The following is a 20,621-nucleotide window of genomic DNA, read 5'->3' on the forward strand; positions in this document are numbered from 1 at the left end:
AAGGATCAAGACGAAGCGCCCCGTCCGCACCGTGCGGCCGGGGCTGTCTCGGCGTCCGGCGCCGGCCTCGGCCGTCGAGGATTCAGGAGCAGCGCGCCCGCGCGCAGCCTCAGCGGCCTGGCACGCGGCGTGTCTCCTGAATTCTTGGCGGCGCAGCTGCGGCGCGGGAGAGGCCGCCGCTCAGTCGGCGACGGTGGCGCGGCCGTCGCTCGCGATCGCGGTGACGGCGCGCGCGAGCTCCTCGCCCGTCGGCAGGGACTCGGGGCTGATGATCCACAGCAGGCCGAGGCTCTGCACGATCACGAATTCGAGCTTGGCGATGGCGTCGAGGTCGGCGTCGGCGAGGTCGGGGCGTGCCTTGCGCAGCACCTCGACGATTCCGAGGTGGGCCTGGCCGACGGCATCCACGAGCGCCTCGCTGCCGCTCTTGTCGCGCGCCACGCGCACGGAGTTCTCCAGGCTCGCGAACAGCTCTTCACGGTTGCTCGCGAAGATCTCGGGCATGCGGTCGAACATGGCCGTGAACCCTGCGATCAGGGGGAGGGCGGAGGTCTCGTCGACGACGGCCTCCATGGCGTCGCCGATGCCGCTGCCGAGCGACTCCGTCAGCGCGGCGCTGATGAGCTCGTCCTTGGAGCCGAAGTGATACCCGATGGCGGCGAGGCTGACGCCCGCCGCCGTGGCGATGTCGCGGGCAGTCGCCTTGGCGACCCCACGCTCCAGGATCACCTGTCGTGCACCGGCCAGGAGGTCTTCGCGATTGCCCATGCGCCCATCGTACCCACGCGTCTTAGACAGACGTACTAGACAAGCGTCCAAATCATCTGTTAGACATATGTCTCATACAAACGTCTAACCGATGATGGGATGCCTCATGAACGACTTCGACAGCACGCCGCACGTCCTCGTCTCGGGCGGCGGCATCGCCGGCCTCGCCCTCGCCCTGCAGCTCATCCGCGCCGGCATCCGCACCACCGTCGTCGAGCGCGCCGACGCGCCGCGCCCGGGCGGCCAGGCCGTCGACCTCCGTGGCGCGAGCCGCGAGGTCGCCGAGCGCATGGGCATCATGCCCGGCATCGACGGGCTGCGCGTCCACGAGGAGGGCATGTCGTACGTCGACGGTGAAGGCAAGGTGTTCGGCCGCATGTCGATGGCCGACTTCGACGGCGAGGGTGCGGTGGCCGAGATCGAGATCGCCCGCGGCGACCTCGCGCAGGTGCTGCTCGATGCGCTGCACGCGGCCGCCGACGCCGCCCCTGGCCTGCTCGACCTGCGGTTCGGTGACCGGCTGACCGCCCTCGCGCAGGATGCGACAGGTGTCGACGTCGAGTTCGAGCACGCCGCTCCGGCCCGCTTCGACATCGTGGTCGGCGCCGATGGTGTGCACTCGGTCACCCGCCGCCTGGCGTTCGGACCCGAGGAGCGGTTCGCCACGTACCTCGGCGGCTACGCCGCGTTCTTCACGATGCCGACGCCCGCCGACCTCGAAGAGGGCTGGTTCGCCCTGCGCTTCGTGCCCGGCGCCACCGTCGGGATCCGCCCCGACCGCGACTCGTCGACCTCGAAGGCCATCCTGACGTTCCGCATGGACCGTGACTCGTCGCTGCGCGGCCACCGCTCCGCGCAGGAGGCGCTGATCCGCGAGCGCATCGCCGGAGCGGGCTGGCACACGCCGGCCGTCCTCGAGGCCCTGGGCGCGGCATCCGATCTGTACTTCGACGAGCTCGTGCGCATCGACGTGCCCGACGTCGCGAACGGCCGGGTGGTGCTGCTCGGCGACGCCGCGTCGTGCGGCTCGCCGATGACCGGGCAGGGCACCGCGACCGCGCTCATCGGGGCGTACCTGCTCGCGGCGCGTCTGGCCGCGATGCCCGGGGACGCCCCCGGGGCGCTGCGGGCGTACTCGGCCGATATCGCGCCGTTCGCCGAGAAGGGCAAGGAGATCCCGGGCGGCGGCATCAAGCGCATGGTGCCGGCGACGAGATTCGAGGCGGCCATGTCGCGCGCGATGACCCGGGTCCTGTTCTCGCGTGCCGCGCTGCCGCTCGTGCGCCGCATGTTCGCGGGCGGCGAGACGCTGCCGCTCCCCGAGGTCGCCGTGCCTGTCGTGTGACCTCGCGTCGAACGGAGGGGGAGTGGATGCCGGGCGCCCGGCATCCACTCCCCCTCTGTCGTGGCGTTCAGTGCCGACGTGTCCCGCTTTCCGACGCGGTCAGCGGCGGCGCACGACGCCGACCGTGCGCTCAGGGCGTTTCGTCTCGCTCGTACCTCGCTCGCTCAACGACCGGGACCAGTTGGTCGTTGAACGGAGCGCGCTCCGGCGCGCGCAGACGAAACGCTCCGGCGCGCAGCCGCTTCAGCGCCGCCCGCGCAGCAGGTCGGCGGCGACCTCGCCGATCACGATCGCGGGCGCGTTCGTGTGGCCGCGGATCACGGTGGGCATGACCGAGGCGTCCGCCACGCGCAGGCCGGAGACGCCGCGAACGCGCAGCTCGGAGTCGACGACCGACGCGTCGTCGGTGCCCATGCGCGCGGTGCCGACCGGGTGGTACAGCGTGTGCGAGTAGCGGCGCATCGACAGCTCCGCGCGCTCGGCGGGCGTCATGTGCTCGCCGCCGTCGGGCTGCACCCAGCCGCCCGTCGTGATCGTGCGCATCGCGTCGGTGTCGATGAGGCGCTCGCACTCGGCGAGGCCGGCGAGCATCGTCGCGGCGTCCACGCCGTCGGCATCCGACAGGTACGCGGGGTCGATGAGCGGCGCGGCGGCCGGATCGGCCGAGGCCAGCCGGACGGTGCCCCGGCTGCGCGGACGCAGCAGGATCGCGCCCACCGTCAGGCCGTGGCCCGGCGTCGGCACGAGCCCCTCTCCCACGTACGGCACGGGCGCGAAGATGATCTCGATGTCGGGCAGGCCCTTCGGCATGCCGGCGGTGTCGGCGACCGGGGTGCGCACGAAGCCATAGGCCTCGCCGACGTTCGAGGTCAGCATCCCCCGTCGCGAGGTCAGGTACTTCACGAGCTCGGCCGGCTTCTCGGCGTCGTACAGCGTGCCGCCCGTCGCTTCGGGCGCGAGCCCGGCGACCAGGTGGTCCTGCAGGTTGGCTCCGACGTCGGGGCTGTCCACGACGACGTCGATGCCGTGCTCTGCCAGATGCCCGGCCGGGCCGATGCCGCTCAGCATCAGCAGCTGGGGCGTGTTGATCGCCCCGCCCGAGAGGATCACCTCGCGCCGGGCACGCACGTGGCGCGTGATGCCGTCGAGGTCGACATAGACGCCGGTCGCGCGGGGCTCGGCGTCGTCGTTCGCGCCGGCGGCGACCGACCCTGTCGGAGCGTCGAACGTCACGCGCCGCACGTGGGCCCCCGTCAGCACTTTCAGACCCGGGCGGTCCTTGGCCGGGCGGAGGTACGAGTCGGCCGTCGACGCGCGACCGCCGCGGTGCTCGCTCACCATGGTCTGCGAGAAGCCCTGGCCGGTGGGCAGGTTGGCCGCAGTGATGGGGTGCCCGGCCTCCCGCGCCGCCGACAGGAACGTGGCGGTGTGCGGCCGGGGGTCGCGCTGGTGCTCGACCGCCTGCGCGCCGTCGGTGCCCTGTGTCGGATCGGCCGGGTCGGTCGTGTGCTCGACGCGGCGGAAGTAGGGGACCAGGGCGCTCCACGACCAGAGCGGGCCGGCGGCATCCGCCCACTCGTCGTAGTCGGCGGCGAAGCCGCGCACCCACATCATCGCGTTGAGCGACGACGAGCCGCCGAGCGTCCTGCCGCGCGGCCAGTACACCGAGCGTCCCTCCAGCGCGGGCTGCGGGATTGTGTCGTAGTTCCAGTCGTACGCGCCGCGGAAGAGCTTCGAGAACGCCGCGGGGACGTGCAGCTCCATGGCCTTGTCGGGCCCGCCGGCCTCCAGCAGGAGCACCGACACCGTCGGGTCCTCGCTGAGGCGCGCCGCGAGCGCCGCACCCGCGGAGCCCGCGCCGACGACGACGTAGTCGGCCTCGAGCCCGTCGCGTCCGAACAGCGAGGGCCGCCGGCGGCTCATGCCTGCATGGCCTTCGTGAGCGTCGCGACGAGTCCGGGGATCCTGCCGTCGACGAGGTAGCGGGTGAGGCCGGCGCTCACCTCTGCGCCCGTGCGCGAGCTCACGAACCAGGGCGGCGTCGGCAGGATCGTGAACACGCCCTTGCCGACCGACCGCGGGAAGGGCCGGAACGGCCCACGGGCGACCGAGCGCTCCACCCGGTCGAGCAGCAGCGCGTTGTGCACGACCCCGATGCCGCTCGAGACGTCGGCGAGCGTCGCGCCGGGGAACCCGCCCCACGTGAGGCGCGCGGTGAGGAAGTTGAAGGCCGTCCACGTGTTGATCGCGATGTCGCCGTAGTGCAGCTCGGCGATCGCCCGCTCGAAGCCGTCGCCGAGCGCCGCCTCGGTGGCGGGGTCGATGATGACGTTGGCGCCGAGGGTGCCGGTGAGCTTGTCGTTCGCGTGGGCGACGGCCGCGTCGAGGAACTCCTGCCCCGTGCCGCCGACCTCGACGACCCCGAGGATCGGCGCGAAGTACTCGATGGTCTCGACGGGCGCCGGGTCGTCGCCGTCCTTCACCTCGACGATCGCGCGCGTGTGATCGGCGCACCACACGGCGTCGGGATAGCTGGATGCCGCGGCCCCGAGCCGTTCGTCGCTACGGGGGTACCAGACCGGGCGTTCGGGCGCCGCGGCGTAGGCCTGGTGCAGCTGGTGGAGGAACTCCGCGCGCTGCGGCCAGTCCGAGCTCACGATGACGAGCTGGCCGGCGATGCAGTTGTGCCCCGCGTTGACGAGCCGCATCGTGGCGACGTGCTCGGCCTGGTACTTGAGGTCGGCCTCGGACCACTTCCCCGGCACGATGATGATGGGCGATACCCCGCCCAGCTCGGCGGTGATCGGCACCTGGAGCTTCGGGGTCTCGCGGCTCGTCGCACCCGGGCCCCACACGATCGCGTCGAAGGTCGCCGCCGACCCGGTGATGTGCACGTGCACCAGGCGCGGGTGGGCGGTCAGGTACGCACCGGTCGCGGCACCGCCGCGCACGATGCGCACGAACCCGGGCTCGATGAGCGGCGCGAGTGCCCGCTCGAACACCGGCACGAGCGAGTCCTGCGTCGGGTTGACCTTGAGCAGGGCGACCCGGTTGTGGGCGAACAGCTCGTAGAGCACGTCGGCGACGGGGATGGAGGTGACGTTGCCGGCGCCGAGCACGAGGCCCACACCGCCCGGCTCGGTGGGGGTCAGCTGGCCGAGGCCGGCCTCGCGTCGCGCTTGGGCGGCGGTCACGCCGGGCTCGAACCACACCTCGCCCGTGAAGCCCGAGAGCAGGAACTTCTCGGTGCCGTTCAGCGGGAACGTGTGCGCGCGCAGGCGTCCACCCGGCGCGGTGTCCAGGGGCACGCCGTCGAGCGGGCTCTTGCCCTTCGACAGCGCCTCGAGCGACTCGCGCAGCGCGTCCAGCAGCCCGATCACGGCGTACGGGCCGCCCAGCCACTCCTCGCCCGACAGCGCGTGCCCGGGCTCCAGCCCCTTCGACATCGTGGCCGCGTCGGCCCACTCCTGGGCGACCGCGCCGACGGCGTCGCGCACGCGGCCGAGCAGGCGCGCGCGCTGGTCGAGCGTGAGGGCGGCCCACACGCGCGAGCCCTCTTCGAGCCGGTCGATGTCGGCGTCGAGCGCGACGCGATCGTCCTCGGGCAGCGCGGGGGCGGTGCCGGCTGGGGCCTTCTTCGCGCGGGGCTTCGCGGGTGCCTTCGCGGCGGCGGAGGAGGTGGGGGACATGTGCTCTCCTTCGAACTCGTGCCCGGGACCCGGGTCGGGTGAGTCCGTCACCGGGCATCCTACGTCACCCTCCGTCCCGCGCGGCACCCGGTCCCACCCTCCTCGCGACCCGGTCTCACTGCTCACCTGAGGGGACGCAGGCGACACGCCGGGTGGCGGCATCCATTCGTCGGGGTGTCCGAGAGCCTGCTCCGCAGGCGCGGATCCGATGCTGTGCGACAGGTCAGCCGGATGCCGCGACCGGGGCGTCAGGAAGCGTCGATGTCGGCGCGACGCAGCGGGTACCGGGCGAGCGTCACGAGGCTCAGCGCGATCAGGACGGCGGGCACCAGGCTGAAGCTGACGACGATGCCTGCGACGGCGGCATCCGGCTGCTCCACCACCTGACCCGCCGCGCGCGAGACGTATCCCGTCATGGCGAGGATGAGCGACAGCGTGGTCGCGCCGAGCGCGAAGCCGACGGTCTCGCCGGCCGTCCACACCCCGCTGAACGAGCCCGCCTGACCGGGGCCGTTCGTCTGCTCGTCATGCGAGATGACGTCGGGCAGCATCGCCATCGGCAGCGACTGCATGCCGGCGTACGCGATGCCGGCCACGCCGACGGGCACGTAGATCCAGTCGCCGGGCGCCCACAGCACGCCCAGGATCGTCAGTGCCGCGATTGCGAACACGACACTCGCGATCGCGAACGTGCGCTCCTTGCCGATGCGGCGGGCGACCGCGCCCCAGCCCGGTGCGGCCAGCAGCGCGGGCGCGATGAGGGCGACGAACAGCAGTTCGACCGCCGCCTCCGAGTGCAGCACCCACGTCGCGACGTACTGGGCTCCGGCGAGCATGAGCCCGGTCGCGAGCGCCTGCAGCACGAACGTGGACAGCAGCATCCGGAACGGCCTGCTGCGGCGGAGCGCGCGGATGCCGGCGGCGTAGTGCTCGCGGATCCCCGGGTTCTCGGCGGCCGGGGCGACGGCGGGTGCCGGGGCGACGGCGGGTGCGGGGGCGCTGCGCTTCGCGACTGTCGTGGCGACCAGCATCCCGAGTCCGATGACGACGCCGCAAACGATGCCCATCACCAGATACCCGACCACAGGGTCGTCCGAGACCCGGCGCAGCGCCGGGCCGCCGGCGCCGAACAGCAGGATCGCCAGGGTGAGCACCACCACGCGCCAGGTGAGCAGGCGCGTGCGCTCGTCGTAGCGCGGCGTGAGCTCGGCGGGCAGCGCGATGTACGGCACCTGGAACAGGCTGAACGCGGTCGCCGTGAGAGTGAAAGCCAGCAGCACCCAGATGCCCGCGGCGAGGGGCCCGAGCGCGGGCGGCACGGCGAACGTCACCGCGAACAGCAGCGGCAGGGCGCATGCGCCGATCAGCATGAGCCGGCGCCGGCTGCCGTGGCGTGCGAGATCGCGGTCGGTGAGCGCGCCGATCACGGGGTCGATGATGACGTCCCACACCTTCGCGATCGTGATGACCGCCCCGGCCGCGAGGGCGGCCACCCCCAGCGAATCGGTGAGGTAGTAGGTCAGCACGAGTCCGGGCAGCGTGGCGAACCCGCCCGTGCCGAGGGACCCTGTCGCGTAACGTGCGATCGTCCCGGCGCGCAGGCGCGAAGAAGTGGATGCCGCGGCTTCGGGTGCCGACGGAGCCTCATTGCCCATCGCGCCAGTGTAGGTCAGCGCCCGGGGCCCTCCGCGCGCACGGCCTCCTCGATGGCCCGGAGCCCCGCGAGGGTCTCGGCGAACGATGTCGACAGCGGCGACAGGCCGATGCGCAGTCCACCGGGATCGCGGTAGTCGGGGATGACGTCCTGCGTCCACAGCCGCGCGGTCACCGCGCGCATCGCCGGGTGCGACAGCGTCACGTGGCCGCCGCGCGCGCCGGGATCGCGCGGCGACGCGACAGTCACCCCGAGCGGGGCGAGCAGCGCGTCGGACGCGCGCACGGCGAACTCCGTGAGCGCCACGGACTTCTCACGCACGGCGTCGATCCCGACCTCGTCGAGCAGCGCCAGGGTGTCCTGCATCGCGAGCATGCCGACCACCGGCGGCGTGCCCGACAGGAAGCGCCGCATCCCGGCCGCCGGCCGGTACTCCGGCCCCATCGCGAACACGTCGGCTGTGCCCATCCAGCCCTGGATGGGCTGCGCGAGCCTGTCCTGCAGCCGCGCCGCGACGTACGCGAACGCGGGGGAGCCCGGACCCCCGTTCAGGTACTTGTAGGTGCAGCCGACCGCGAGGTCGAACCCCCACGCATCGGCCCGCACCGGCACGGACCCCGCGGAGTGGCAGAGATCCCAGACGATGAGCGCACCGGCATCGTGCGCGATGCGGGTCAGGGCTGCGGCATCCGCGAGGTAGCCGGAGCGGTACGCGACATGCGACAGCAGCACGACGGCGGTCGACGGGCCGACGGCGGCGCGCAGCGCCTCGGGCTCGACGCCCGCATCGAGCGCCACGTCGACCCACCTCACCCGCCCGCCGCGTTCGGCGGCGATGCCCTCCACGAGGTAACGGTCGGTCGGGAAGTTGTCGCGGTCCACGACGATCTCGAGGCGCGCCGGGTCCGCCGCGTGCGCGGCGTCGAACGCGGCCCGCACGAGCTTGTACAGCAGCACGGTGGTCGAGTCGCCGATCACGGTCTGGCCGGCGGCCGCGCCGATGGCGGTGCGGCCCAGCGCGTCGCCGATGTCGAACGGCAGCTGCATCCACGATTCGTCCCACCCGCGGATGAGCCGCCCACCCCACTCGTCGCGGGCGAAGCGCTCCAAGCGGTCGACCGAGGCGCGCAGCGGCCGGCCGAGCGAGTTGCCGTCGAAGTACACGAGCGAGGTCTCGGCGCCGACGAACCGGTCGCGGAAGGCCCGCAGCGGGTCCGTCCGATCGAGAATGGATGCCTCCTCCGCGAGTGTCTCGACGGTCACGGCGTCAGCACTCGTCATGGATGAGCTCCTCGGTGGGCACGACCGTCGCGCCGCCCAGCCACTCGGCGACGTCGTCGAGGCCGGTCGGGGGCTCACCCGCGACGAACGTGGACACGCCGCTCGGCGGTGCCGAGGCGGGCCACGGGTCGGCCATCGCGGCGATCAGTGCCGCGCCGCGCACACCGGCGCGGTCGAGTTCGGCGACCTCTTCGGCGACGATCCCCACGGGCCGGTCGCCGTTGCCGAGATCGGTGCCGTACAGCACGCGGCCGCCCGAGTCGGCGAACGCGGCGAGGTTGATGCGCGCGGACTGCGCCGCCGCGGGGTCGCCGCCGTGGATGGCGAGCGTCGAGATCCAGACCTGCCCGGTGGCGACCGCCCGCACGATCACCGCGCGATCGACCACGCCGCTGAACGGCGTGTGGGCGAACGCATCGATGCCGGCTTCGGCCGCGCGCTGCGGCATCCCTTCGCCTTCGGCGTGCACGACCACCGTCAGCCCGCGCTCGTGCGCCGTGGCGATGACGGCGTCGAGCGTGGCGTCGTCGGGGACGGGCCCCGCCGTGCTGTTCAGCGCGACCTTGATGACCGATGCCCCGAACGAGACCTGCTCGTCGACTGCGGTCGCGGCGCCTCCGGCGACGCCGGGATGGGTCGAGGCGTCGCTGATCTCACGCACCGTCGCCGGTGGCGCCCACGGGCGCCCGGCGGGGTAGCCGCCGGGCGCGGTGAGGAACGCGCCGGCATATGCCACACGGGGAATGCTGTGCGGGTCGCGCTGTGCGAGCGCGACCGGGTCGCCGCCGAGGTCGAGCACCGCGGCGACGCCGCCCGGGGCGAGCGACGCCTCGTCGATGAGGTGCAGGTGCACGTGATGGTCGGTGAACGGCGGCAGCGAGACGCCGTGCTCGCCGGTGATGGCGCGGCGGCAGAACGCGGCGTCGGGTCCGAGCAGCGCGCGCAGGGCGAAGGGGTCGCGGGCCATCACAGCTCCGTCCGCACGGCGTACAGCTCGGGGAAGAAGGTCAGGTCGAGCGCCCGGCGCAGGAACGGGACCCCGCTGGAGCCGCCGGTCCCCACCTTGAGCCCGATGATGCGCTCGACCGTCTTCAGGTGGCGGAACCGCCACAGCTGGAAGTTGTCTTCCAGGTCGACGAGCTCTTCGCACGTCTCGTACGCCGCCCAGTGCGTCTGGGGATCGCGGTACACCTCGGTGAACACCGGCACGAGCTCTGGCGTGTACGTCCACGCCGTCGTGACGTCGCGCTCGAGCACCGACGCCGGGATCGGGTACCCGGTGCGGGCGAGCAGCCGCAGGAACTCGTCGTACAGGCTCGGCGCCTGGAGCGCCTCTGCGACGAGCGCGTGGGCGGCGGCATCCGACGCGAACACCTTGAGCATCGCGGCGTTCTTGTTGCCCAGCGTGAACTCGACCGCGCGGTACTGGGCGGACTGGAAGCCGCTGGCGTTGCCCAGCACGCCGCGGAACTGTGCGTACTCGGCGGGCGTCAGGGTCGCCAGCACGGACCACTGCTCGGTCAGCGTCCGCTGAATGTGCTTGACGCGGGCGATGCACTTGAGCGCCGGCGCGAGCTGGTCCTCGCGCAGCAGCCGGCACGCGGCGGCGAGCTCGTGCAGGATCAGCTTCAGCCACAGCTCCGTGGTCTGATGCTGCACGATGAACAGCAGCTCGTCGTGATGCTCGGGGTCGCTCAGCGGCCGCTGGGCCGACAGCAGCGTGTCGAGATCGAGGTACCCCCCGTAGCTCATCCGGTCCTGGAAGTCGGTGACGACCGTTCCCTCGATGGCGCGGGTGTTCCGTTCGACGCTCACGGCCTCAGCCTAGGTGAGCGGCGCCCCGGAGCGTCAGATCAGCGAGAGCTCGCGCAGCTTCGTCTCGACGTCGGCGTTCGACGGCTCGACGTGGTGCGAGGAATCCGGGTAGACGACGACGGGGATGTTCGTACGGCCCGAGATGTCGCGGGCGACGTCCGCGGCGGCGGGGTCGGCGACGAGGTCGACGTAGGTGTACGAGATGCCGAGCTCGTCGAGCTGCTTCTTGGTGCGGATGCAGTCGCGGCACCAGTCGGCGCCGAACATGGTGATGGTGGAGTCCGAGGGGGAGGTCATGCCACCATTGTCTCCCGCGCCGCCTGGACGGGCGCCGGACGCGGCTTCCTCCCCGGACCTGGTGAAACCCGGTGCGGGCCGCGCGTATCCCCAGGGTTGGCTGAACGCCCCGCCTTCCGTTCAGGTGCGCGTGGAAGGATGTGCGGCGATGCTCCTGTCGATCGTGGTTCCGACGTTCAACGAGGCTCCCAACATCGAGGAGCTCGTTCGTCGCGTCGCGTCCGCCGTCGACGGCGCCGGCATCGAGGCCGAGATCGTCTTCGTCGACGACTCGACCGATGCCACCCCCGACGTCATCCGCGAGGTCGCCGATCGCGTGACCGCCGAACGCGCGCAGGATGCGGCATCCGCTCCTCTTCCGGTGCGGTTGATCCATCGCGACCACCCGACGGGCGGGCTGGGCGGCGCCGTCATGGCGGGGTTCGAGGCCGCGGTCTCCGACGCCTGCCTCGTGATGGACGGCGACCTGCAGCACCCGCCCGAAGAGATCCCCGCGCTGTGGCGGCGCTTCGCGCGCGGCGACGTCGACGTCGTGATCGGGTCGCGGTACGTGGGCGGCGGCACGGCCGAGGGCCTCGCCGACCGCACGCGGGTGATGGTGTCGAAGGGGGCCACCGCGCTGACGCGCGCGATGTTCCCGATCCGCCTCAAGGACGTGTCCGACCCGATGACCGGGTTCTTCCTCGTCGACCGGCGCACGGTCGACGCCGCGCAGCTGAAGCCCCGCGGGTTCAAGATCCTGCTCGAGATCCTCGCGCGGCGCCCGATGCGGGTCGCCGAGGTGCCGTTCGACTTCGCCGACCGCCATGCCGGCGAGTCGAAGGCATCGGTGCGGCAGGGTGTGCACTTCCTGACGCAGCTGACCGCGCTGCGGTTCGGCAAGATGTCGCTGTTCGCGATCATCGGCGGCCTCGGCGCCATCGCGAACATCGCGATCGTCTGGGCTCTGACGCACCTGGACGTGGACTACATCGTCGCGGCCGTCATCGCCGCCGAGGTCACGATCATCGGCAACTTCCTGCTGCAGGAGCGCTTCGTCTTCCAGGACATGCGTGAGAACGCCTCGGGGGTGTGGCAGCGCTTCGCGAAGTCGTTCGCGTTCAACAACGCCGAGGCTGTCATCCGCATCCCGATCGTGGCGGTGATGGTCTCCAGCGGCCACATCTCGGCGGTCGTCGCCACGGCCATCACGCTCGTCATCGCGTTCTTCGTGCGGTTCGTGTTCCACTCGCTGGTGGTCTACGCGCCGCGCAAGGCGGGGGTCGCGGCATCCCCGGCTCGAGTGCTCGTCGACGAGCTCGACGCGCAGGCCTCCGCCCCGGGCGAGCTGTAGGCCTCGTCGGCCGCACGGCGTAGCCGCATCTTCGCGGATCCGTGCGGCGTTTGTGCACCGCCTTCCCGGGTGCGTACCGCCCGATCGTCGGCGTGTTTGGTCGTCCGGGTTCCATTCGGCGTCAGCTTGTGGTTATACTTCGCGCGGGACCCTCCGCGGGCACTGGGGATGTATCGCACGCGGATGTCTTCCCAGCCGGTCACCCGAAGGCCGACGGGAAGGCAGCACCGACGAGGGCGTCGGGAACAGGGAAGCTCATGGGGATCAACCAGCCTCTGGCGTCGGCTCTGCCCGGCGCGCAGTCGTACCGCAGGAAGACCGTCACTTTCGCTGCGCTCGCAGCCCTGGTGGGCGCGATGATCATCGCGATCTCGCCGGGACCGCAGGCCCGCGCGGCGAGCCCGTGCGGCGCGAACATCAACCCGATCGTCTGCGAGAACCAGAGACCCGGCACCGACCCGTCGGTGTGGGACATCGATGGGGCGGGTGACTCGACGATCCAGGGCTTCGCGACCGACATCTCGGTGAACGCGGGACAGCGCATCGACTTCAAGATCGACACCACGGCGCGCTCCTACACGATCGACGTCTACCGCACCGGCTGGTACCAGGGTCTCGGGGCCCGCTTCATCACCGCGGTCCCGGTGAGCGCGACGCTGCCGCAGAGGCAGCCGTCGTGCATCTCGGACGTCACCACCGAGCTCTACGACTGCGGCAACTGGGGGGTGTCGGCGTCGTGGAACGTGCCCGCCGACGCCGTGTCGGGCGTGTACGTCGCCAAGCTGACCCGCACCGACAACGGCGACGCGAGCCACATCACCTTCATCGTCCGCAACGACGGCAACCACTCCGACGTGCTGTTCCAGACGTCCGACCCGACCTGGCAGGCGTACAACACGTACGGCGGCTCGGACTTCTACCAGGGCGCGGCCAACGGGCGCGCCTACAAGATCAGCTACAACCGGCCCTTCGCGACGCGCGGCAACGTGTCGGGGCGCGACTTCTACTTCAGCTCGGAGTACGCGACGGTGCGCTTCATGGAGCGCAACGGCTACGACATCAGCTACCTGGCCGGGGTGGACACCGACCGGCGCGGCGGCGAGCTGCGCAATCACAAGGTCTTCCTGTCGGTCGGCCACGACGAGTACTGGTCCGCCGCGCAGCGGGCGAACGTCGAGGCCGCGCGCGACGCGGGCGTGAACATGCAGTTCCTGGCGGGCAACGAGGGGTACTGGCACACCCGGTACGAGAACTCCGTCGACGGAACCGGCACCGCCTATCGCACCCTCGTGTCGTACAAAGAGACCTGGAGCGACGCCAAGATCGACCCCGATGCCCAGTGGACGGGCACCTGGCGCGACCCGCGCTTCGCGACGCGGGCGCAGGGAGCAGGGCTGCCCGAGAACTCCGTCTCGGGAACCATGTACATGGTCAACGACGTGGACCTCGCCGTGAAGGTGAGCAGCGAAGAGGGCAAGACCAGACTGTGGCGCAACACGTCGCTGGCATCACTGGCGGCCGGGACGACGGCATCCCTCGCCGCCCACACCATCGGCTACGAGGCGAATGAGGACCTCGACAACGGATCCCGTCCGCAGGGCCTGATCAGGCTGTCGACCACGACCGGACCGACCCCGCAGTACCTGACGGACTACGGCAGCACGGTGGTGTCCGGCACGACGACCCATCACGTCACGCTCTACAAGGCGGCCAGCGGAGCGCTGGTGTTCTCGGCCGCGAGCATCCAGTGGGGCTGGGGGCTCGACCAGACGCACGACGGCGACGGGGCCGCCGCCGATGTGCGCATGCAGCAGGCCGAGGTCAATCTGCTGGCCGACATGGGCGCACAGCCCGGGACGCTGATGGCGGGCCTGGTGGCGGCGACCAAGAGCACAGACACGACCGCACCGACGGTCACGATCACCTCGCCGGTCGAGGGCCAGTCGATCGCCAACGGCACCGCCGTCACGGCCACCGGCTCGGCGAGCGATGTCGGAGGCCGGGTGGCAGGAGTCGAGTTCTCCAGCGATGGCGGCGCGACCTGGCACCCGGCCCAGGGCACCACGAGCTGGACGTTCAGCTACGTCCAGACCGGAGCGGGCACGACGCCGCTGATCGTGCGTGCGATCGACGACAGCGCCAACTACTCCACGGCGGGGACGGCCCGGAGCCTCAGCATCACCGGCCCCGCGAGCGTCTTCGGGAACAGCGTTCCCGCCGTGGCCGCGACCAGCGATGCCGGCGCGTACGAGCTCGGGCTGCGCTTCACACCGGCGACGGACGGATTCGTCACGGGCGTCCGCTTCTACAAGGGCACGGGCAACGGCGGTACGCACGTCGGCTCGCTGTGGGACGCGTCGGGCACGAGGCTCGCATCCGTCACCTTCACGAACGAGACGGCGACCGGCTGGCAGACCGCGCAGTTCACGAGCCCCGTGGAGGTCGTCGCGGGGACGCGCTACACCGTCTCGTACACCGCCCCGCAGGGCCGGTACGCGTCGACGGAGCTGTACTGGCCGTACAAGTCGGTCACCTCGCCGCCGCTGAGCGTCGACAACGTCGCGGGCACCGACGCACCGGGTGTCTATGCGGGTGCCGGCAGCTTCCCGACCTCCACGTACAAGGAGGGCAACTACTACGTCGACGTGCTGTTCGCGAAGTCGGACTCGTCGCCGCTGCGCATCAGCGCCCGCACACCGCTGGCGGGGGCATCCAGCGTCCCGCTCGCGACGGCGATCACCGCGACGTTCACACGTCCGGCGGACCCCGCGACGGTCGGGATGTCGGTGAAGGATGCCGGCGGCACCGCCGTCGCGGGCACCGTCTCGTACGACGCCGCGACGAAGACCGCACGCTTCGCCCCGGTGACCGCACTCGCCGCCTCGACCACGTACACGGTGACGCCGGCGGCCAAGGACCTCAACGGCATCGCACTGGATGCGGCATCCCCGTGGAGCTTCACGACGCAGGGCGTCGACCTGCCCGAGGGGCAGTGCCCGTGCTCGCTGTTCCCCGAGAGCTCGACACCGACGGTGGGGTCTGACGCCGACCGGGACTCGGTCACCCTGGGCGTGAAGTTCAGCGTCCAGGTGGCGGGCAAGATCACGGCGATCAAGTTCTACAAGGGGACCGCCAACACCGGCACGCACGTCGGCTCGCTGTGGGCCGCGAACGGCAGCCAGCTCTCGACGGCGACCTTCCAGAACGAATCGACGACCGGGTGGCAGACGGTCACCCTGCCGAGCCCGATCAGCGTCGCCCCGGGGCAGACGTACACCGCCGCGTACCTGGCTCCTGCCGGCGGCTACGCGGTGACCGCGGGCCAGTTCAGCACCGGGTACACGCGCGGGCCGCTGACGGTCGGCGCCGACGGTGGGGCGTTCACCTACAGCGGCGGGTTCCCGTCGCAGACCTCGACGGCCGGCTACGGCGTGGACGTCATCTTCATCCCCGCCGCGGTCGCTCCGGCGCTCGTGTCGGTGTCGCCGCAGCACGCGTCGCTGGACGCCGCCCCGACCACGACGATCTCCGCCGTCTTCGACGGCGCGGTGGCCACCGGATACCAGGGTGCGGTGAAGGCCGACGGCGTCGCCGTCGCCGGCGCGTGGGCGCTGTCGTCGGACGCGAAGACGATCGTCTTCACGCCGTCGGCCGCCCTCGCCCGCGGCGCCTCGGTCTCGGTCGCGATCACGGGACTGGTCGGCGCGAACGGCGCCGCGGGCTCGGACGTCGCCTGGTCGTTCGTCGTCGCCCCGTCCGCCGGGCAGGCGATCTCCACGTTCTTCGCCGCCACGACGCCGGCCGTGCCGGCCGAGACGGGCGACACGGCATCGGTCGAGCTCGGCCTCGCGTTCACGACGTCGGTCGTGGGCGAGATCCGCGCCATCCGGTACTACAAGGGCGCGGCCACCTCCGGGGTGCACGTCGGGTCGCTCTGGGCGCAGGACGGGACCCGGCTGGCGCAGGTCACCTTCACCAACGAGACGGCCTCCGGCTGGCAGCGGGCGGTGCTCTCCAGCCCCGTCGTGATCGGGCCGGGACAGACCTACACGGTGTCGTACCTCGCTCCCGCAGGGCGGTACGCGTATACCGCAGCGGCCCTGTCGGCGGCGGTCTCGAGCGGACCGCTCACGACGATCGCCGGCGAGAACGGCCGCTACCGCTACGGCACCGGGGGGACGGTGCCGACCGACACGTACAACTCGACGAACTACTTCGTCGACGTCGAGTTCGTCGTGCAGTCGGCGCTCGCCGTCTCCAGCACCGTTCCCGCCCGCGGGGCGGACGGCGTCGCCGTCGATGCCGTGGTCTCGGCGACCGTCAGCGGGGTGAGCGCCTCGCAGACCCCGTCCCTCACGGTGACGGGTCCCGCCGGCCCCGTCGCAGGGACCTCTTCGTTCACTCGCACGACGGGGGTGGTGCGGTTCGTGCCCGCCGCTGCGCTGCTGAACTCGGGCAACTACACGGCCGCCGTCGTCCTGGACGGCGCGACCCTCGACTCCTGGGTCTTCCGCGTCGCCGAAGCCCCCGCCGGCACGATGCAGACGCTGTTCGGCGCCGACACGCCGCAGGTGGCGGCTGTCGCCGAGACCGAGCCGGTCGAGGTCGGCACGGCGTTCACGGTCGGCAAGGTCGGGAAGGTCACCGCGATCCGGTTCTACAAGGGCGAGGGGAACACCGGCGTCCATCGCGGCACCCTGTGGGACAGCAACGGCGTGGCGCTCTCGCAGGTGACCTTCCTGGCCGAGTCCGCCTCGGGATGGCAGAGCGCGGCCATCGCGACGCCGATCTCGGTCTCGCCCGGTCAGACCTACGTCGTGTCGTACCTGGCGCCCAACGGCGGCTACTCGTACACGGGGGGCTACTTCACGAGCCCCAAGGTGTCGGGCGACATCACGGCACCGGCCACGACCAACGGCCGCTTCCGCTACGGCTCCAGCGGCGGCTTCCCGGACCAGTCGTCCGGCGCGTCCGCCTACTTCGTGGAGCCCGTGATCGACTTCCGGCCGACGCTCGTGTCCGTGGCGCCCGCCGCGGGAGCGACCAACGTCGCCCTCACCGCCGTGGTGACGGCGACCCTCGGGAATGCGACCTCCGCGTCCCTCGCCGTCACCCTGGGCGGGGCGGCCGTCGCCGGCAGCTCCGCGTTCGACGCGGCGACCGGCGTCGTGACCTTCACGCCGAGCGCGCCGCTGCAGCGCGGCAAGACGTACTCCGCCACCGTCACGGCCAACTCCGCCCCGATCGCGGGCGGAACGTGGACGTTCACGACGGTCCCGGAGGCGGCGATCACCTCGACGACGCCGGCGGCGAACGCCACGAACGTCATGCCGTCCGGCCTGTCGATCACGGCGACCCTGACCAACGCGGACTCCGCATCGCTGGCGGTCACCTCGGCCGGAGCAGCCGTGGCGGGCACGTCGACCTTCAACGCCGCGACGGGCGTCGTGACCTTCACCCCGAGCGCGGCCCTCGCCTACGCGAAGACCTACACGGTCGCCGCCACGGCGAACGGCGCCGCCATGGCCGGCGGGACCTGGTCGTTCACGACGATCGCCCCCGCGACGCTGTCTGCGACGTCGCCCGCCGCGTCCGCTGCGAACGTCGATCCCGCGACAGTCAAGATCACTGCGACGCTGACCGGCGCCGGGTCGGCGACGCTGACGCTCAAGGCCGGCGCGACGAACGTCGCAGGCACCTCCGCCTTCAACGCCGCGACCGGTGTGGTGACCTTCACGCCTTCCGCCGCACTCGGGTGGACGACGGCGTACACCGCGACGGTCACGGCGAACGGCACCGCGGTGGCGAACGGCACGTGGTCGTTCACGACGATGGCCAAGCCGGACCAGGTGAGCCTGTTCCCGACTGGCACGCCGAGCAACGCCAACAGCAGCACGGTGCTCAACATCAACGCGGGCACGCGGTTCCGCACGAGCGCGCCGGGCGTCGTCACGGCGATCAAGTTCTACAAGGGGACGGCGAACACCGGCACGCACACCGGCTCGCTCTGGAACGCGAACGGTCAGCGCCTGGCCACCGTCACGTTCACCGGCGAGACCGCGTCCGGCTGGCAGACCGCCCAGTTGTCGACACCCGTCCGCCTCACCGTCGGCGCGCAGTACCGGGTGAGCATGTACAGCACGTCCCGCGTCTACGCGACCACCAACGGAGGCTTGAGCAGCGTCGTGACCAACGGGCCGATCTCGACCTATTCGACCGGCGGCGCCTACGTCTACGGAACGGGGTACCCGAGCTTGACCACCAACACCAAACTCTGGGTCGACATCATCTTCGACCCAGACAACTGAACACCGATAGCCGGATGTAACGATCACTCCGCCATGGGGGCCGGAGCGAAGAGATTGGGGGTGTATTCGGCGTGCCTTCTCACCTGAACGTGGCCGTCGTGGGTGCGGGCTACTGGGGGCCGAATCTGGCTCGCAACTTCCGCGCATCGCCCGACTGGAACCTCGCAGCGATCTGCGATCTCGACCTCGTGCGCGCGACCCGCATCGCCGACGGCGTGGGCGGCGCCCCGGTGACCGCCCGCCTGGAGGACGTGCTCGACGACCCCGGCATCGACGCCGTGGCCGTCGCCACGCCGGCGCGCACGCACCACGCGATCGTGCTGGCGGCGCTCGAAGCCGGCAAGCACGTGATCGTCGAGAAGCCGCTCGCCGACGGCTGGGACCGCGGCACCGAGATGGTCGCCCGTGCCCGCGCGAACGGGCTGGTGCTCATGGCCGACCACACCTACTGCTACACGCCGGCCGTGCTCAAGATCCGCGAGCTCATCGCGGAGGGCGCCCTCGGCGACATCCTGTTCGTCGACAGCGTGCGGATCAACCTGGGCCTCATCCAACCGGACGTCGACGTCTTCTGGGACCTCGCGCCCCACGATCTCTCGATCGTGGACTTCGTCCTCCCGGGCGGCCTCGACGTCACGTCGGTCTCGGCGCACGGCGCCGATCCGCTGCACACCGGCAAGTCGTGCATCGGCTACCTGGCGATGCCCCTCGCGATCGGCGGCATCGCCCACGTGCACGTCAACTGGCTGAGCCCGACCAAGATCCGGCAGATGGTGATCGGAGGGACCCGGCGCACGCTCGTGTGGGACGATCTCAATCCGCAGCAGCGGCTGAGCGTGTACGACCGCGGCGTCGACCTGGCGCTGCACTCGAAAGAGACCGCCGACGAGCGCGCGGCGCAGATCTCGTACCGGCTCGGCGACACCTGGGCGCCGGCACTGCCCGAGCACGAAGCGCTGGCGGGCGTGGCGAGCGAGTTCGCGAGCGCGATCCGCGAACGCCGGGCCCCGCGCACCAGCGGCGATTCCGGCTTGCGCGTGCTGTCCGTCCTGGAGGCGGCATCCCGCAGTCTTCGTGCCCATGGCGCCCCCGAGCCGGTGGAGTCCCTCGAGCGAGAGGCGCAGCGCGCATGACCGGACTGCAGGGGTCCCGCGTCCTGGTCACCGGCGGGGCCGGGACGATCGGCTCCACACTCGTCGACGAACTGCTGGCCGCCGGCGTCGCCCACGTCGATGTGCTGGACAACCTGGTGCGCGGCCGTCGCGCCAACCTCGACGACGCCCTGGCGAGCGGGCGGGTCGACCTGATCGAGGGCGACATCCGCGACGCCGCCCTGGTCGACGACCTCACCGCCGGCACGGACGTGGTCTTCCATCAGGCGGCCATCCGCATCACGCAGTGCGCTGAGGAGCCGCGCCTGGCCCTCGAGGTGCTCGTCGACGGCACGTTCAACGTCGTCGAGTCCGCCGCGAGGCACCGTGTGCGCAAGCTCGTCGCCGCCTCGAGCGCGTCGGTCTACGGCATGGCCGAGGAGTTCCCGACGACCGAGCGGCACCACCACGAGAACAACGACACCCTCTACGGCGCCGCGAAGACGTTCGACGAGGGCCTCATCCGCAGCTTCCGTGCCATGGAAGGCCTCGACTATGTCGTGCTGCGCTACTTCAACGTGTACGGCCCGCGCATGGACGTGCACGGCCTGTACACCGAGGTGCTCGTGCGCTGGATGGAGCGCATCGCCGATGGGCGATCGCCGCTCATCTTCGGCGACGGGCAGCAGACGATGGACTTCGTCTGCGTCCCCGACATCGCGCGGGCGAACGTGCTCGCCGCGCAGAGCGACGTCGTCGCCGGCACGTACAACATCGCCAGCGGCACCGAGACGAGCCTTCTCGCCCTGGCGGAGTCGCTGCTGCGCGCGATGGGCTCCGACGTCGGCGTCCAGCACGGGCCGGAGCGCGCGGTCAACGGCGTCGTGCGCCGCCTCGCGGACACGTCGGCGGCCCGCCGCGACCTCGGGTTCGAGGCGACGATCGGGCTCGAGGAGGGCCTGCGGCTGCTCGTCGACTGGTGGAGGCCCCTCCGGGAGGAGATCTCTGCGGGACGGGCGGTGAGCGTCCCGTGACCGGCC

Annotated in this window: 13 protein-coding genes; 5 read left to right on the forward strand and 8 right to left on the reverse strand. The window is 71.6% G+C overall.

The genetic code is table 11. The features are described 5' to 3' along the window. Positions 1–180 precede the first annotated feature (180 nt). Positions 181–768, reverse strand: coding sequence for a TetR/AcrR family transcriptional regulator (locus ABEA46_RS10945; protein ID WP_345544579.1), 588 nt, complete (start codon positions 766–768; stop codon positions 181–183). Positions 769–874: 106 nt separating this feature from the next. Here ABEA46_RS10945 and ABEA46_RS10950 point away from each other — a divergent pair, with 106 nt between their 5' ends. Then, on the forward strand, positions 875–2,113 hold the full coding sequence (locus tag ABEA46_RS10950) for an FAD-dependent monooxygenase (RefSeq protein ID WP_345544580.1): 1,239 nt from the start codon (positions 875–877) through the stop codon (positions 2,111–2,113). Positions 2,114–2,356: 243 nt separating this feature from the next. Here ABEA46_RS10950 and ABEA46_RS10955 read toward each other — a convergent pair whose 3' ends face one another. The 7 genes from ABEA46_RS10955 to ABEA46_RS10985 all read right to left on the reverse strand — a co-directional run bounded on the left by ABEA46_RS10955 (position 2,357) and on the right by ABEA46_RS10985 (position 10,849). Continuing rightward, a complete protein-coding gene (locus ABEA46_RS10955) occupies positions 2,357–4,036 on the reverse strand; it encodes a GMC family oxidoreductase (RefSeq protein WP_345544581.1) in 1,680 nt (559 codons plus the stop codon). Continuing rightward, positions 4,033–5,802 carry an aldehyde dehydrogenase family protein gene (locus ABEA46_RS10960; protein ID WP_345544582.1) on the reverse strand — a complete coding sequence of 590 codons (1,770 nt, stop codon included), beginning with the start codon at positions 5,800–5,802 and terminating at the stop codon, positions 4,033–4,035. Before ABEA46_RS10960 ends, ABEA46_RS10955 begins: the two co-directional genes overlap by 4 nt. Positions 5,803–6,050: 248 nt before the next feature. Further along, entirely contained in the window at positions 6,051–7,457 is a 1,407-nt protein-coding gene (locus tag ABEA46_RS10965) for an MFS transporter (protein WP_345544583.1), read from the reverse strand. A 14-nt stretch (positions 7,458–7,471) separates the two neighbouring features. Next, on the reverse strand, positions 7,472–8,737 hold the full coding sequence (locus tag ABEA46_RS10970) for a kynureninase (protein WP_345544584.1): 1,266 nt from the start codon (positions 8,735–8,737) through the stop codon (positions 7,472–7,474). Further along, positions 8,724–9,704 carry a hypothetical protein gene (locus ABEA46_RS10975; RefSeq protein ID WP_345544585.1) on the reverse strand — a complete coding sequence of 327 codons (981 nt, stop codon included), beginning with the start codon at positions 9,702–9,704 and terminating at the stop codon, positions 8,724–8,726. Before ABEA46_RS10975 ends, ABEA46_RS10970 begins: the two co-directional genes overlap by 14 nt. Beyond that, positions 9,704–10,552, reverse strand: coding sequence for a tryptophan 2,3-dioxygenase (gene kynA / locus ABEA46_RS10980; protein ID WP_345544586.1), 849 nt, complete (start codon positions 10,550–10,552; stop codon positions 9,704–9,706). Before kynA ends, ABEA46_RS10975 begins: the two co-directional genes overlap by 1 nt. 33 nt (positions 10,553–10,585) lie before the next feature. Continuing rightward, positions 10,586–10,849 carry a glutaredoxin domain-containing protein gene (locus tag ABEA46_RS10985; protein ID WP_345544587.1) on the reverse strand — a complete coding sequence of 88 codons (264 nt, stop codon included), beginning with the start codon at positions 10,847–10,849 and terminating at the stop codon, positions 10,586–10,588. 148 nt (positions 10,850–10,997) lie between these two features. Between ABEA46_RS10985 and ABEA46_RS10990 the strand changes: the two genes are divergently transcribed. The 4 genes from ABEA46_RS10990 to ABEA46_RS11005 all read left to right on the forward strand — a co-directional run bounded on the left by ABEA46_RS10990 (position 10,998) and on the right by ABEA46_RS11005 (position 20,615). Then, positions 10,998–12,182 (forward strand): glycosyltransferase, encoded by a 1,185-nt coding sequence (locus ABEA46_RS10990; RefSeq protein ID WP_345544588.1) that lies wholly within the window; start codon positions 10,998–11,000, stop codon positions 12,180–12,182. Positions 12,183–12,439: 257 nt separating this feature from the next. Next, positions 12,440–18,490, forward strand: a complete 6,051-nt coding sequence (locus ABEA46_RS10995; protein WP_345544589.1) for a DUF4082 domain-containing protein — start codon at positions 12,440–12,442, stop codon at positions 18,488–18,490. Between the two features lie 71 nt (positions 18,491–18,561). Continuing rightward, complete coding sequence (locus ABEA46_RS11000) at positions 18,562–19,623, forward strand: Gfo/Idh/MocA family protein (protein WP_345544590.1); 1,062 nt, start codon at positions 18,562–18,564, stop codon at positions 19,621–19,623. Then, entirely contained in the window at positions 19,620–20,615 is a 996-nt protein-coding gene (locus tag ABEA46_RS11005; protein ID WP_345544591.1) for an NAD-dependent epimerase/dehydratase family protein, read from the forward strand. Before ABEA46_RS11000 ends, ABEA46_RS11005 begins: the two co-directional genes overlap by 4 nt. Positions 20,616–20,621: the final 6 nt, after the last annotated feature.

Source organism: Microbacterium jejuense, assembly GCF_039544225.1.
Taxonomy (GTDB): Bacteria; Actinomycetota; Actinomycetes; order Actinomycetales; family Microbacteriaceae; genus Microbacterium; species Microbacterium jejuense.

Coding starts and splice junctions, on each gene's coding strand:
- ABEA46_RS10950 (WP_345544580.1), top strand. CDS start 875: ATGAACGACTTCGACAGCACGCCGCACGTCCTCGTCTCGGGCGGCGGC.
- ABEA46_RS11005 (WP_345544591.1), top strand. CDS start 19,620: ATGACCGGACTGCAGGGGTCCCGCGTCCTGGTCACCGGCGGGGCCGGG.
- ABEA46_RS10955 (WP_345544581.1), bottom strand. CDS start 4,036: ATGAGCCGCCGGCGGCCCTCGCTGTTCGGACGCGACGGGCTCGAGGCC.
- ABEA46_RS10960 (WP_345544582.1), bottom strand. CDS start 5,802: ATGTCCCCCACCTCCTCCGCCGCCGCGAAGGCACCCGCGAAGCCCCGC.
- ABEA46_RS10965 (WP_345544583.1), bottom strand. CDS start 7,457: ATGGGCAATGAGGCTCCGTCGGCACCCGAAGCCGCGGCATCCACTTCT.
- ABEA46_RS10945 (WP_345544579.1), bottom strand. CDS start 768: ATGGGCAATCGCGAAGACCTCCTGGCCGGTGCACGACAGGTGATCCTG.
- ABEA46_RS10990 (WP_345544588.1), top strand. CDS start 10,998: ATGCTCCTGTCGATCGTGGTTCCGACGTTCAACGAGGCTCCCAACATC.
- ABEA46_RS10975 (WP_345544585.1), bottom strand. CDS start 9,704: ATGGCCCGCGACCCCTTCGCCCTGCGCGCGCTGCTCGGACCCGACGCC.
- ABEA46_RS10970 (WP_345544584.1), bottom strand. CDS start 8,737: ATGACGAGTGCTGACGCCGTGACCGTCGAGACACTCGCGGAGGAGGCA.
- ABEA46_RS10995 (WP_345544589.1), top strand. CDS start 12,440: ATGGGGATCAACCAGCCTCTGGCGTCGGCTCTGCCCGGCGCGCAGTCG.
- ABEA46_RS10985 (WP_345544587.1), bottom strand. CDS start 10,849: ATGACCTCCCCCTCGGACTCCACCATCACCATGTTCGGCGCCGACTGG.